Below are 14,041 nucleotides of genomic sequence, written 5' to 3' on the forward strand. Positions count from 1 at the left end.
CAATCATGACGTCTGGACGTTAAACGCAACGTCGATGTTCCCCCGCGTTGCTTTCGAGTAGGGGCACATCTGATCCGCAGCATGGGCGACAGCGCAAGCAACTTCATGCGGCAGACCTGGCAGCCGTACATCGAACCGGGCCTGCAGAAGGTAAGCGTTCCCGGTTTGACCCAGATCGATCTCGATATCAACGGACACGTCGGCTGGAAGCGTCACCTTCAACTCTTTGGCCGCAAGGCCAACGGCTGCGATGTAGCAGGCCGACCATGCCCCGGCGAACAACTGCTCGGCCGTCGGGTGCGGTTGAGTGGCGGCGAATAGGTGGGCTGTTTTGGCGCTTCCGGGCGTTGAGAGTTCGATGTCGAGGTTGCCGTTGTGCCCACGCGGGGTGTTGCCGGCGCTGCTCAGGGTGGTGTGAGTTTTACCGGTAACCAGGACTTTTTCAATGTTGCTCATGGGTGATTCCTTGAAGTTTTTATAAGATTTCAAATAGCACGAAAGATACGTAACTATCTGACAGCATTGATTTTATAGGCACGACCAAGGCACCGAGAAGAACGGAAAAACCGATCACCTTCGGCTTTTCCGTCCTCCACCGCTCGTCGCCAAGGCGCAACGTCAGCTTTGACATCATTGAGTCTTTGGGGGAAAATTTATACATCGCATACGATCTAATCGATTACGACAACAAATCGCCGCTAACCTTGCCGCTTGGAGACTCAGCCATGAACACCGGAAGCAGCCACACACTGTTTATAACTGCCGATCACGCTTCCCATGGCCACAACGGCAACAACTGGATCACTGCTTCATGAAACTGATCCAGCTTCGAGCCTTCTGCTCAGTGGTCGACAAGGGCAGTTTTCGTTCAGCGGCACGCGAGCTGGACGCTGCCCAGAGCACGCTGACCGAGTCGGTTCAAAGTCTGGAAAGAGAACTGGGGGTCACCTTGCTGGTGCGCTCCAATCAAGGCATCAGTCTGACCCTGGCGGGCAAGGTGTTCCTGACCCGGGCACGCTCGATCATTCTGGATTGCGACCGCGCGGTACAAGACGTCCGCCAATGGAATGGAACGCCCGAAGGTCAGATCGCATTGGGTGTTACCGCGGAACCATTGGCAGCGTGTCTGATGCCGGTCTTCAGCAGTTTTACCCGCAGATTTCCAAAAGTGCAGCTGCACATCGCCAGCGGAAAATCGAAGATGCTGATCGAGATGATTCGCGCGGGACGGCTCGACTTTGTGATGTGTCCACTGAGCCCCGATGTCTGCGATATCGACCTGCACATCGAGCGGCTTTACAGCTCAAAAGCCAGCGTGATTGCGCGCAAGGGGCATCCAATGGCGGAGGCTCGATCAGTGCGCGACCTGGTTGATTGCGGATGGATCAGCGTCCGGCCGGCTGGCGTCGTCGGTAGCGCGGAGAAGCATCTGATCGAGCTGTTCAGGGCCCAAGGCTTACCTCCTCCGAAGATCGTGATCACCACCGAATCGCTGCTGGAAATCCTGCACATCATTTCCGAGACGGATTACCTGACCGTTGAACCCAGCATGCTTCCCGGCATGAAGCTGTTTTGCTCGTCGCTTATCAGCATTTCGATCCGGGAGCCGTTGGAGTCAGGTGAGGTGTGCTTGATCAGCCGCCGAGTGTCACCCTTCACTCAAGTCACACAGGAGCTGACCAGCATGCTGATTTCTTACTCGCGCTTGCGTCACCGGGCCAAGGGGTGAATACCGCAGCGATTACTTTGACGAATGACGAGGATCGTCACGACTGTCAATGTACTCAAGACCTAGCGGACCTGTTCCATAAACCTGAGAGATATACTCTCCCGATCTGGCCCAATGAAAATGCGGAGTATTAGCCGGGAGCACTATTACACTCCCCGGGCCATAAGCAACCAGTTTGTCCGGATCGAACACACTCCCAAAACCAATATAAAACACACCGGACATAACGGTATATATACGGTCTTCAGGATGTGTGTGAGGCATGAGTTTCGTGCCGCTCGGTACTTTAACGCGCACAACGTAGGGGCCTGGCTTGGCAGGATCACCGACTAGAACAGCCAGTTTTACTTCTTTCGGAAACGCTGGAAAGTTACGCCATTCCACGTCTTCATTATACAAAGCACCGGTTTTATCGAGCGGCAATGGTTGTGCTTGAACAGACGACATTGCTGCAACGACAAGAAGGGTCGTCAGGCAAGCGGTTTTCATAATGTGCTGAATCATGAGAGGCACCTGAGAAAAATGTTATCTCTAATGTAGTTGTAGACCCCTGTTGTGATAATGCCGCTGAAGCGCATTTCAGTTGATACGCAATGTAATCAATTCACTACGCTAGGCGTGTGTTTCAAACGTCACGGACAGAGGCAAAAAGAGCTCGGATTCATTTACGTTTCGTGCCGTAGATACGGGTCGAGTCATGGCCGTGGTCGCAGGAATTTGAAATGCACGGCATTGCTCGACAGAATGGCGCCCCGATCCGGTCCAGGGTGCGGGACATTCGTGGTGAAAAGGAACTGCAGTTGAACGAACAGACATTGTCCATGCGCCTGGAGCGCGTGTCGGCGCATGTGCCAGCAGGTGCACGCCTGGCCGACATCGGCTCGGATCACGGCTACCTGCCGGTGGCGTTGATACGCCGTGGCGCCATCGCGGCGGCGGTCGCTGGCGAAGTGGCATTGACGCCGTTCCATTCGGCCGAACGCACCGTGCGCGAGAGCGGCCTGGAGCAGCGGATCACCGTGCGCCTGGCCAATGGCCTGGCGGCGATCGAGCCGGCAGACGGGATCACGGCGATCAGCATCTGCGGCATGGGCGGCGAGACCATCCGCGACATTCTCGACAGCGGCAAGGCGCACCTTAACGGCCAGGAACGCCTGATCCTGCAGCCCAACGGCGGGGAGCAGCCACTGCGCCAATGGCTGATGGAAAATGACTACCGCATCCTCTGCGAGGAACTGCTGCGGGAAAACCGCTTCGACTACGAAATCATCGTCGCCGAGCGCGCCGGCCCGGTGATGTACACCGCCGAGGAGCTGTACTTCGGCCCGTTGCAGATGCAGGCACGCACCCCGGCGTTCCTGGGCAAGTGGCAGCGCATACTGCGCCACAAGCAGCAGACCCTGACCCATTTCGCCCGGGCGCGACAGGCCGTGCCCAAGGAGAAGATGCAGGACGTCGCCCGGCAAGCCCGATGGATCACCGAGTTGCTGGCTTGAAACGGGTCCAGGGTTTGTACGAACAGTCGCCGAGCGGCGATCAGGCAAGCATCATTCAAGAATTTTCTAGCTGAGCGAAAAACATGAATCGTCAAAAAAAAATAAAGCAGTTATTGAAGGCTCACGCCAAAAAGGCCAGTGCCAAATTGGCACCGGCTAGCAAGTCGAAATACATCAGTAAAGCGGACCGATTGAAACTGGCTGCTGAGTCCAGTGACGACTCAATCATTTCCCCTGAGAGTTGATCTACCCGAGCAGCCACTAATCGTAGAACGGCTCAACCGACACCCGACTGCCGACAAAAAAACTGTCGGCAACCAGTCGCAGCGGCTGGAGGTCCAGGTCACTGGCCTTGGCGCCAATCAGCTGTTGGAAATGTCGATACACCGCCGCGTATTCGCCCTCCTCCGATACGGTCTGACGCACGCCGTCGATACTCAGCAACGCACCACCGTTATCCAGTCGCAGGATGCCTTCGGTGCAGCGAATCTCGATGCTCCAGAGTTCATCATGACCGTGGTCGAAGTCGAACTCCGCGCGAACATCGAGGTGGCGCGCGTCAGACATTTTGATGGAAGCGGCAATAGGCGACTGGCAGTTATTGGGGACTCGCAGTTCCGCAGATTCGACAAACAGCGGAAGCGCCAGCAGATGGGTTGCAATCGATAACGCATTGATGCCGGGATCGAACACACCCAGGCCTCCGGGTTGCCAGATCCATGCCTGGCCGGGGTGCCATTTGCGCACGTCTTCCTTCCAGTCGATCTGTACGCTTTGCAGGGTGCGGGTGGCCAGCCAGTCACGGGCGGCTTCGATGCCGGGCGCGTAGCGCGAATGCCAGGCGAACAAACCGCTGACGCCTTGCTCCTGTGCCTGACTCACCAACGCCATCGCTTCACCCAATGTGGCACACGGCGGTTTTTCTACCAGCACGTGTTTACCAGCGGCCAGCGCTTGTTGCACCAGCGCGAATCGTCCCTGCGGCGGCGTACAAAACGCAATCGCATCGACGTGCGGGCCGTTTTCAAGCAGTTCGCTCAGGGATTGAAAGTTCTCTACCCCGGCGCAGGGCTGCCCTTGCGTGGCGACAGACACCAACTGGAACGCGGGGTTGGCGTTGATAGCAGGGACGTGTTGATCCTGGGCAATCTTGCCGTAGCCCACCAGACCGAGACGGATCGGTTGCATCAATGACTCCTGATTTTTTGTTTTATCTTGATACGCGAATCGGCAAGATTACGTTTGTGTGGCGGGGAAGTCATTGATGATGTGCTTAAGTTTCATCTGACACGCCAGCTTGAACACTGGTATCCCGACTGACGAACGCTTTGGGTGGATTGCAGCCCTTCGTGATGGGTAGCAATCGGCCAATTGCTGACCTTGCAGGTCAGCTGCCAGAGGGCCGGTTTTCCACTGCTATGCTGATAACATCTGTTCTGCACCAGAGACGAATAGCATGGCAGCACAAGACAAGCATTCCCCGTTCACATTCAAGGCGATGACCTACTGGGCTGGAATTTTCCTTGTCGCCTGGGCTGGCATAAAGCTGTTCGACACATACTTCGACCAGACATTGTTGGCAGATACCACGAGCTGGCTGCTACGTTTCCTGGATTGGCTTTTGCTGGAAACGCCAATGCCAAATTGGTCGCTGCTGATGATTATCGCGATTTTAATCAGCACGCTGTCTGTAGCGATTTACTACACCCGCAACGTTGATGGAGCTTACGGCGAGCTACATGAGATAGAGCGAAAAGTTTACAAAATGAACAACCCTCAGTTTCCACGATTGACGGATAACCAAACCCTACTGATGGAAGCGTTGGCCTATCATGCAAACTTCAGAAAAATTGCAAATTTAAACTCGGTCTGCAAACTTGTCTCACTCAGTACGTTAGAAGTTGAAGCCGGTCTAAAGCAACTCCAGGCTAAACGTCTTGTGACGCAAAAAGTGACACGGGGTACGTTTGGCGCCACCACTTTTGAACTTACCTTGGCAGGTAAGGATTATGCGTTAGAGCGATTTAAGCTAACGTAGTTAGATAAACGGGACGTTGGCTAGAGGTACTTTTTGAGCAAAAAGAAGGATAAGGTCGTAAGATCTGTGCTTCATCGTCGATAAGGAAATCGCCCATGTCACCGAACAAGGCTTGCCCCGTCATCCTCTCCAGTATTCCTGGCGCACACGTCCTTCTGTTCCGCCATCCAATAGCAGGCGTATGCGCATCTACGTTAAATCTGAAATTTATCGGCTCGTCAGCAGATGTGGATTTCGCGTAGAAACGCGATTTCCAGTCCGATTTTTAGTACCTATCGCGCTCAAAAACGTTTTTACACAGCCTCGGCCGTTTTCTGCCTGTCACGAAGGGCAGCAGTCGCCAACTCTCACAGATCGAGGACGTTCATGATTAATTTCATCAAGGGGTGATGTTGAACATTTTCCTCGTCAAAGTGGCCCCGGGATCATATGCACGCAAGACGCTGTCTTAACAGCGGGTAGGCCAAGGGGAAAACCATGACGACGCAAAAATTAACCATTAAAGACTTGCAGTTGAACGTGTCAATCCGCGGCCGAGGCTCACCGCTGCTCTTGCTCAACGGTCTGGGTGGTTTGATCCGTAGCTTCGACCCCCTGCGCGATGAACTAGCGGACTACAGGACCATTACGCTGGATGTGCCCGGGGTCGGCAAATCGCAAATGCCCCGCTGGCCGATGCGTCTGCCGTGCCATGCCGACCTGATCGCCGAGATGCTCAAGCAATTGGGAATCGACCAGGTCGATGTGTTCGGCGTGAGTTGGGGTGGTGCATTGGCGCAAGAATTCACCCTGCGTTACCCGAACATGGTGCGCCGGCTGATCCTCGCGGCGACCTCGGCAGGCCCTGCGATGCTGGTGAAACCCGCCGACATCCTGGATTTTTTTGGTACGAGCAAAAGCACCAAACTGCGCAAGCAAGAAGGCTCGCGAAATTCGATACAGACGCTGCTGCGCTTCGGTGTGGTGAACGGCATGCTCACGGTCAACCCGCGAACCTATTACCACCAGCTCACCGCCCTGGTCGGCTGGACCAGCTTGCTGCGGTTGTTCCGTATGCGCCAGCGCACGCTGATCCTCACCGGCGAGCGCGACACCCTGGTGCGGCTGTACAACGCGCACATCCTGCGCCGCACCATTCGCCGTGCTGAACTGCACGTGATGCAGGGCGAGGGACATTTTTTCGTGGTGACCAGCGCCAGGCGAACCGCTGAAGCGATTCGCGAATTCCTCTGCCAGCAGCACGGCGACGAAGAGCCCGCGCCGATGATCGCCAACGGCATGTTCAAACCACGCCTGCTGCAATCTGAGCGGAATTGATCGCCGATGCCTGCTAATGGGCTTGTTCAAAGTCGTGCAAGCTCGCTAGCAGGCCGCTGAAAAACGTAGGCGAGGCAGGCAAGACAATGCAAAAGCGGCCGACAAGCGAATTTTACGAGCTGTAAATGAGCATTTTTTCGCCGTGTTTGCCGCTGTATTGCCAACACAGATAGTTTTTCAACGGCCTGATGCCTTCGCGCCCCCCAACGTAAGGAGTCTCCCAAAGGAAAAGGGAATAAATTTATTATCCCCTTCCAAACGACTGCTTTTGGCTGTGGATTCAACCGGTCGATGCAACAGATTGGCTAAATCGTTCAGCGGGCTTTTCGTAGTTGAGTGTTTTCAGAGGACGGCGATGTGCGCTCAGGACTTTACGAAGGCCAAAAGGTCAGCATTCAGCCGCTCCTTATGGGTATCGGTAATGCCATGGGGCGCACCTTCATAGACGATCAGCTTGCTGTTTTTGATCAGTTTCGCCGAGGCACGTCCTGCCGCATCGATGGGGACAATCTGATCGTCGTCTCCGTGAATGATCAGCGTCGGTACGTCGAACTTCTTCAGATCCTGAGTGAAGTCGGTTTCGGAAAATGCCTTGATGCTGTCATAGGTATTCTTGTGGCCGCCGAGCATCCCTTGCATCCACCACGCGTTGATGACTCCTTGCGACGGCGTCGCGCCGGGACGGTTGTAGCCGAAGAACGGACCGCTCGGGATATCGATGAACAGCTTCGAGCGGTCGGCAATAAAACCGGCGCGAATGCCGTCGAATACGGAGACGGGCAACCCTCCAGGATTGGCCTCGGTTTTGACCATCAAGGGCGGCACCGCTGAAATCAGTCCGGCCTTTTTAACCCGCTGGGTCCCGTGACGCCCAATGTACCTCGCCACCTCGCCGCCGCCCGTGGAGAAACCGAACAGGGTCGCGTCCTTTACATCAAGGTGGTCGAGCAATTGAGCCAGGTCATCCGCGTAGTGGTCCATGTCGTTGCCGTCCCAGGGTTGGCTGGAGCGGCCATGACCGCGCCGGTCGTGGGCAATGCAGCGACAGCCGTTGGAGGCCAGGTGAAACATCTGCGATTCCCAGCTATCGGCATTCAGTGGCCAGCCATGACTGAAGACGACAACCGGGCCTTTGCCCCAATCCTTGTAATAGATGTCTACGCCTTCTTTGGTGGTGAAGGTACTCATGGATTCGTGCACTCCCTTCGAGGTTTTCTGGATGGAAACGGGTGGAGAGGATTGCGAAGACGCCAGGCTTAAGCCCGGCAGCAAGGAGCCGACCGCCAGGACTGCGCCGCCGTCAGCCAACTGGTCGGGAGTTTCGCGCTGATATGAAACATCGTATTGGGCACCATCCAGCCAATCCGTCGGCGATTGAGGGAATGGAGGCAGCCTCCGTGCCAGATCGGTCCCGGTAATCAGCATAGACGACGAAAACGGCGGGCAAATGGCCGACCATGGCCGCCCATCAGCCTCCCCGACGCAATGGATCGACGGCTCAGTTATTCAATGGGTCGGTCACAACTCCAATTGATAGCCTGGAACTCCGAGGCGTAGCTGATGACCTATTTTGGATGTCCTGCCCTCATTACCTATCGCTGCATCACCCAAAGCCTATCTCGACGCATCAAAATAATTTGAACCGCTTTTGGACGCGCTCGCCTAATGATCAGCTTGTGGAGAATCGCACAGGCAATTGTGCCAATACCGGCATACTCCGAGAGGTGATCAACGTGGCTAAAGACGAGAAGAAAAGCAAAGGTGACGCTTCGAAAGCCAGCAAGGAATTGAAAGACAAGAAGTCATCACCGGCAAAGAAATCAGCTGCGGCCTCGGCTCTTTCGAAATCTTCCGAAATGAAAGACAAGAAAAAAGATGCCGAACCAAAGAAATCTGCAAAAAAAGCTGATAGCAAGCCAGAAAAGGCTAAGAAATCAGAGAAGGCAGAAAAGCCGGCGAAAAAGAAAAAGTGACATCTGCTATCTGCTAGGGCTTTACGCCCTAGCTTCCTCAGCCCGTGTTGCCTTCGATGGTTATCAATAGCCGTAAATTTCAGGCTTGGTTGGGGTCTACAGCTTGATAGCACATCCTTTCTACGACTCACGACCGCTTCAGCCAGAAACAGCCGCTCGAAAGCCGCTTGCGAAAATCAAGTCGGAGCTTCGGATGATATGTTTGTGCTTTGATCATGAGCCAATACATAACCTTGCACTGTCAGCGTGGCCGTCAGGTACCGTAATGCTCGACGGAAGACCGGATGACAGTCGGCAAACGGCAAATCATCGAGCGGAGCCCAAAAAAAGCTGAAGGTATGGCCATGGTCATCGAGCGTGTGATGAGTCCATTGCTCCGGCAAAGGTGCCTCGGTGAAACACAGCTGAAATGACCATATCTGGTCGAGATGCCCGGCGTTCCAGCACCCCATGTCGCTGACAACCGAGGCGGCTTCTATGCCTGATTCTTCCCTTAATTCACGCAGAGCGGTCTGAGCTGGAGTTTCACCCTTCTCGATTGTCCCTTTGACCAGTTGTACGCCTGCTATTGGATGGCGGAACAGAAGGATGTGTGCGCCAGGAAGACTGGAGAGGATGACGGGGCAAGCCTTGTTCGGTGACATGGCGATTTCCTTATCGGCAATGAAGCACACATCTTACGACCTTATCCTTTACGCAAGCGGCCAGATATTCAGATGTCCGCTTTGGGTCCAGGCTGTGTGAAAACGTCAGCATCGATAGGGACGGGGCGACTCTACGTGAAGTCCGTAGATATTCGGAATCATCTTCACTACTCTGGAAGTCAGTTCTTACGACATTGGTTAAAGGATTTCTAGAGTTCATCGGTATCATTACTCTCGCCCCTCTCAAATCAGGTCATGCCATGAACCATAACCCTATGGAATCCTGCCCCCGCTGTGGATCAGTCCAACACGTCAGACCAAAGGGAATTTTGATAGGGGCAGCAAGCCCAAAAAAACGCTTCAATGGGGAAGAAAAAGCAGGCTATCAACGCTTGGATCAGCTAGCAGTTGATGAATGCAAGACTGCCCTTCTGAAAGCAGCGCCACTGGAGCAGCTGGTTGATGGGTTTTATTGCGATCATTGCGGGGTGGGTTTTGTAACAAGCGAGATTGTACAAGGTGTCGACCGATCATCGCTCTAGAGACGATGACGGGGGTTGTTTAGATCGAAACGGCTTTTCATGACAGCCAGCAGTCGACCAGACCCGGTGAAAACTCCCGCAATTGTCTAATCTTCTGATCGTCGAGATCGTAGCGGGGGCGATCATGAAGCGATTTATTGAAGGTGAGGCTCGGACGCAAGTCACCTTGCTGCCGGAGTGTCTGGACGATTACGTAGCCGAAGAAAATCCAGTGCGCGTGGTCGATGTTTTCGTCGATGAACTCGACCTGGGTCCACTTGGGTTTGAAGGTGTTCATCCTGCTGCAACGGGTCGTCCGGCCTATCACCCAGCGGTGTTGCTGAAGATCTATATCTACGGCTATCTCAATCGGATTCAATCCAGCCGCCGACTTGAGCGAGAGGCCGAGCGCAACGTCGAGTTGATGTGGCTAACGGGGCGTTTGGCTCCGGACTTCAAAACCATTGCCGACTTTCGCAAAGACAACGGCAAAGCCATTCGCAGCGTATGCCGCCAGTTCGTAGTTCTTTGTCGCAACCTCAATCTCTTCTCCCAATCGATCATCGCCATCGACGGCAGCAAATTCAAAGCCGTCAATAATCGCGACCGCAACTTCACTCAGGGCAAGGTGAAGGCACGCATGCAGCAGATCGAGCAGAGCATTGATCGATATCTGGCGGCGATGGATTCGGCGGATCGGGCAACGCCCGAAGTGGCCGAGGCAAAAGCAGAGCGGCTTAAAGAAAAGATAGAAACACTGAAAAAGCAGATGCAGAAACTCAAGGACATCGAGGCGCAGCTCCACGAAAGTCCAGACCAGCAAATCTCTCTTACCGATCCAGATGCACGCTCAATGGCCACGAGCGGCCGAGGCACCGGAACGGTTGGCTACAACGTACAAACAGCTGTCGACGACAAACACCATCTGATCATTGCCCATGAGGTGACCAACGTCGGTAATGATCGTGGGCAACTGAGCAATATGGCGAACCAAGCGCGTGAAGAAATGGAGGCTGAATCGCTAACGGTGGTTGCCGACCGAGGCTATTACAAAGGTCTGGAAATCCTTGCTTGCGAGCAAGCCGGCATCACTACTTTCGTACCGAAACCCCTCACATCTGGCAGCAAAGCCGAAGGCAGATTCGGCAAACAGGATTTCATCTATCTTATTGCGTCGGACGAGTATCGATGCCCTGCGGGGCAGTTACTCACCAGGCGGCATTCGTCGATGGAAGACGGCATGTTATTGCATTGTTACTACTTCTCGGGCTGCCAGTCCTGCTCAATGCAAAAGCAATGTACGACGGGTAAGGAGCGCCGTGTGAAGCGCTGGGAACATGAGTCAGTAATCGACGCGATGCAGGTTCGGCTAGAACATGATCCAGCGATGATGAGGGTTCGTCGACAGACCGTTGAACATCCTTTTGGAACGCTCAAGTACTGGATGGGAAGTACCCACTTCCTGACCAAAACCCTGCCGAGGGTGAGCACTGAGATGAGCCTTCATGTACTCGCCTACAACCTCAAACGAATGATGAGCATCTTCGGCATCGCAGGACTGCTTGAGGCGATCAGGGCGTGAATCCAGCCGTTTGGCTCGCCAGTTAGTAGCCGTTTGGGCCGCTGACGCGGCCCAAACGGCATTACGAACTTCTATGTCACTGACTAAGCTAATTCGCGCTTCCGCCAGCTGATTCCATAGGCAACCCTCGCGACTCTCACTTTTCGAGGTATTTAGCGCGTTTTCACACAGCCTGGGTCGAAAGTCGTCTTTCGCTGACTCCATCGGGACCTCCCGCTTAGTTCGAGTAGCAGCGTGCAGGTGGGAATCGTCTGAGTCGTTGCGCGTTTAATAGATCATCGCCATCCTTGGATCGACGATTTCAGTGGAGATGGAAGTGGACATTGACCGCCTGATAAAAAAGCGGCAACTGAACGTGCAAGAGCAAAATGCTCTTGTGGCCCACAGACTCATGGTAACCGCCAAAGCTTGGCTGGCCACAGGAGTTCCCCCCGCCTTAAAAACCTATGGCGAGTCAAAAGGCATTATATGGCCAGAAACCGTCGTGCTCGACCTTGAAGTCGACTTTCCCGGAATGCCACGCCTGTATGGGCTACTGCTCACTCAAAAAGAACAGTTCATTGCGTTTGAAATTGATACCGATAGCACTCATAGGTACGTGGAATCGGTGAGTCAATGGGCGGATGTTTCTACTCATCAGGACTACACACCCCGCAAGCGTGGCAGTGGAAAGGGCTTTGCAGCGATTGCTCTTCAGGTGAGACGCGAGCTTCTTAGCAACTTGTAGGTGCGGATGTCATAGAGGCTGACAGGTGAACTCGAAGCCGCTTCTGGCCGGCGGCTTCCAGCAATGAGTGTCCACTTTACGTTGCAAGCTGCCCTTGCTGACTGACTGCTATCGGCCCAGAGTGTGTAAAAAAGCTGCGCCAAAATTGAAGTGTGCGCGTCTACGTTAAATCTGAAATTTATCGGCACGTCAGCAGATGTGGATTTCGCGTAGAAGCGCGATTTTCAGTCCGGTTTTGAGCACCTGTCGCGCTCAAAAACGTTTTTACACAGCCTCGGCCAATAGCAGACGTCCGCCCAAGCATGCGACCGAGAGATCAGGTCCTTGGAGGGCAAATGGGGTGGCCTAGTCGATCAACGGCAAAGAGTGAAGGCTTTGCAGGCTTGCAAAGCCGTACTGCAGAGGAGATCAGTGCGAAACGGCCATCCAACCCGCACATCCAGTCATTACGCCGGCTGACGTTCTATTCAGACGCTTCATTGCCTTCGGTGACTGGATGGCCCGCTTGATTCGCGATGCGGTAACGAGGTAAGCCAATTGGATGGTGAGATCGATCCCAATGCCGAGGGCGGTAATAAAAATGACTTCTGGCCAGGACAGAGCCATCAGATCAAATGCATGAGGCAGCACCGCACCGAAAAATACCACGGCCTTTGGATTACTCAGGGTCAACACAGCTCCTGCAAGAAGGCCTCGGCCTGCTGAGCGCTTGGGAGGTTCTTGAAGTTGTTCGGTGTTCTTCGACCATAAGTTCCACGCGATGAACAGGATAAAGGCAACACCGAGCCATTTCACCGCGATGAACACATGCTCGAACTGCAGTGCCAGCGCCGCAAGACCGAGGGTAGCGACCAGCAGCCAGACAGCATTTCCCAGAACCATGCCTCCGATGAAGGGTATCGTAGACCTTGCGCCGCGCGACACCACTTGACCTAGAAGGGCTCCCTGAGCGGGACCGGGGATTGCTGCTGCAATCGCGAATGGCACGACAAAAAACCAGATCGAAGAAGTAGCGCTCACGTTCGAAGCCTCCATGTTGACTTGGTATACAAAGCGGAATGTTCGCACTTGGTGAACAGGGAAAACAATACGGTCGTTAGCTCCCCATGCACGACAAGGCATGCACTTGTGATGGCCGGCTGCAAGCGGCCAATAGCTGACGGTTCCCGAAAAACATTTGCTATCATTTTGCCACTTCTGGTCGCTCTTCCCATTGGTACGGTGTAAACATTAGGTTCTTCCATGTTCAACAGAAACGACTTTGATCAGCTCTCCAGTGAGCAACTGCTTTTTTGGAGATCGCACAATGATTGTCCCGTGCTCTATTACGTCACCTATCCATCAAGCGCCTTTCAGTGCCCGGCATCTCAGGAGACCATCAGGGTAACCCGCTCCTTCAAGCGGCAAGAAGAGAATGGATTAAACTTCTGGCTTCACGCGGAATGGATCGATTGGCGACCCGGAGGTGAAAGTTATTTCCCCGGATACGTTTCCGACGCTCAGTTTGAGGAAATCTCTGAAGCTGTTTTCAATCAGATGGTTGCGGATCAGGCGATTGAATTGGTCGCTCCACTCAAACAACCTCTGCATGAGTCGACCGGTTTCGTAGGAGCGCTATTGATGTACTCAATGAAAACGGAATTCATCGTTTCGCTGTTCGCGGAGTATGAAGATGAGTACATCCATTTCCGTTGGGACACGACTTCATGAGCGGCAGCTAAGGGTCGATATCAGCCCCTGAAGATCGGTAGCGTCCAGACGTTGAAAGCGAGCGCCTGCATGTTTAACGCCGTTGTTTAACGACACTCCACGTTACTTCCCAAAGGCTACAAATCCTTGCGCCGTTGCCTACGGGTAAGCCAGAATCCGCCGGCTTGTGCGCCTACGGCCTGGGTTTTATCGTTTCCCCGTCGCTGAATAACAGCGATCGGGTTTGGTAGCCCGGTTTCGTCAGCTGCACAGCACTACCGTTTTGCGGGGGTTTTTTCGTCTCCGTTTTATGGTGGTCATGCGC

Annotated in this window: 15 protein-coding genes; 9 read left to right on the top strand and 6 right to left on the bottom strand. The window is 54.1% G+C overall.

From position 1 onward, the window contains the following. Positions 1 to 3: 3 nt before the first annotated feature. Positions 4 to 456, bottom strand: coding sequence for an Ohr family peroxiredoxin (locus ACA070_RS18980; protein WP_461974581.1), 453 nt, complete (start codon positions 454 to 456; stop codon positions 4 to 6). A gap of 355 nt (positions 457 to 811) precedes the next feature. Between ACA070_RS18980 and ACA070_RS18985 the strand changes: the two genes are divergently transcribed. Beyond that, positions 812 to 1,729, top strand: coding sequence for a LysR substrate-binding domain-containing protein (locus ACA070_RS18985; protein WP_497447876.1), 918 nt, complete (start codon positions 812 to 814; stop codon positions 1,727 to 1,729). Between the two features lie 12 nt (positions 1,730 to 1,741). Here the strand turns inward: ACA070_RS18985 and ACA070_RS18990 are convergent, their stop codons facing one another. Continuing rightward, on the bottom strand, positions 1,742 to 2,233 hold the full coding sequence (locus tag ACA070_RS18990) for a cupin domain-containing protein (protein ID WP_497447877.1): 492 nt from the start codon (positions 2,231 to 2,233) through the stop codon (positions 1,742 to 1,744). 296 nt (positions 2,234 to 2,529) lie between these two features. Here ACA070_RS18990 and ACA070_RS18995 point away from each other — a divergent pair, with 296 nt between their 5' ends. Next, positions 2,530 to 3,225, top strand: coding sequence for a tRNA (adenine(22)-N(1))-methyltransferase (locus ACA070_RS18995; RefSeq protein ID WP_497451988.1), 696 nt, complete (start codon positions 2,530 to 2,532; stop codon positions 3,223 to 3,225). Between the two features lie 83 nt (positions 3,226 to 3,308). Next, a complete protein-coding gene (locus ACA070_RS19000; protein WP_461954647.1) occupies positions 3,309 to 3,470 on the top strand; it encodes a DUF2986 domain-containing protein in 162 nt (53 codons plus the stop codon). A gap of 16 nt (positions 3,471 to 3,486) precedes the next feature. Here the strand turns inward: ACA070_RS19000 and ACA070_RS19005 are convergent, their stop codons facing one another. Then, the gene (locus ACA070_RS19005) at positions 3,487 to 4,413 is read right to left on the bottom strand and encodes a Gfo/Idh/MocA family protein (RefSeq protein WP_497447878.1); all 927 of its coding nucleotides are present in this window, start codon (positions 4,411 to 4,413) and stop codon (positions 3,487 to 3,489) included. 268 nt (positions 4,414 to 4,681) lie between these two features. Here ACA070_RS19005 and ACA070_RS19010 point away from each other — a divergent pair, with 268 nt between their 5' ends. Beyond that, positions 4,682 to 5,263, top strand: a complete 582-nt coding sequence (locus tag ACA070_RS19010; protein ID WP_497447879.1) for a hypothetical protein — start codon at positions 4,682 to 4,684, stop codon at positions 5,261 to 5,263. Positions 5,264 to 5,740: 477 nt separating this feature from the next. Then, positions 5,741 to 6,580 (top strand): alpha/beta fold hydrolase, encoded by an 840-nt coding sequence (locus tag ACA070_RS19015; protein WP_497447880.1) that lies wholly within the window; start codon positions 5,741 to 5,743, stop codon positions 6,578 to 6,580. 363 nt (positions 6,581 to 6,943) lie between these two features. On the opposite strand, the gene ACA070_RS19020 is transcribed toward ACA070_RS19015, so the two are convergent. After that, positions 6,944 to 7,768: an alpha/beta fold hydrolase gene (locus ACA070_RS19020; RefSeq protein ID WP_497447881.1), complete on the bottom strand. Its 825-nt coding sequence runs from the start codon at positions 7,766 to 7,768 to the stop codon at positions 6,944 to 6,946. Positions 7,769 to 8,304: 536 nt separating this feature from the next. Between ACA070_RS19020 and ACA070_RS19025 the strand changes: the two genes are divergently transcribed. After that, entirely contained in the window at positions 8,305 to 8,553 is a 249-nt protein-coding gene (locus ACA070_RS19025; RefSeq protein WP_497451989.1) for a hypothetical protein, read from the top strand. 176 nt (positions 8,554 to 8,729) lie between these two features. On the opposite strand, the gene ACA070_RS19030 is transcribed toward ACA070_RS19025, so the two are convergent. Beyond that, positions 8,730 to 9,197 (bottom strand): NUDIX hydrolase, encoded by a 468-nt coding sequence (locus ACA070_RS19030; protein ID WP_497447882.1) that lies wholly within the window; start codon positions 9,195 to 9,197, stop codon positions 8,730 to 8,732. A 666-nt stretch (positions 9,198 to 9,863) separates the two neighbouring features. Here ACA070_RS19030 and ACA070_RS19035 point away from each other — a divergent pair. Beyond that, positions 9,864 to 11,300, top strand: a complete 1,437-nt coding sequence (locus tag ACA070_RS19035) for an IS1182 family transposase (RefSeq protein ID WP_497447883.1) — start codon at positions 9,864 to 9,866, stop codon at positions 11,298 to 11,300. A 310-nt stretch (positions 11,301 to 11,610) separates the two neighbouring features. Further along, positions 11,611 to 12,027, top strand: a complete 417-nt coding sequence (locus tag ACA070_RS19040; protein WP_497447884.1) for a hypothetical protein — start codon at positions 11,611 to 11,613, stop codon at positions 12,025 to 12,027. A gap of 408 nt (positions 12,028 to 12,435) precedes the next feature. Here ACA070_RS19040 and ACA070_RS19045 read toward each other — a convergent pair whose 3' ends face one another. Next, entirely contained in the window at positions 12,436 to 13,047 is a 612-nt protein-coding gene (locus ACA070_RS19045; RefSeq protein ID WP_497447885.1) for a LysE family translocator, read from the bottom strand. 222 nt (positions 13,048 to 13,269) lie between these two features. Between ACA070_RS19045 and ACA070_RS19050 the strand changes: the two genes are divergently transcribed. Continuing rightward, on the top strand, positions 13,270 to 13,737 hold the full coding sequence (locus tag ACA070_RS19050) for a hypothetical protein (RefSeq protein WP_497303515.1): 468 nt from the start codon (positions 13,270 to 13,272) through the stop codon (positions 13,735 to 13,737). Positions 13,738 to 14,041: the final 304 nt, after the last annotated feature.

Source organism: Pseudomonas sp. LBUM1678, from assembly GCF_059695575.1.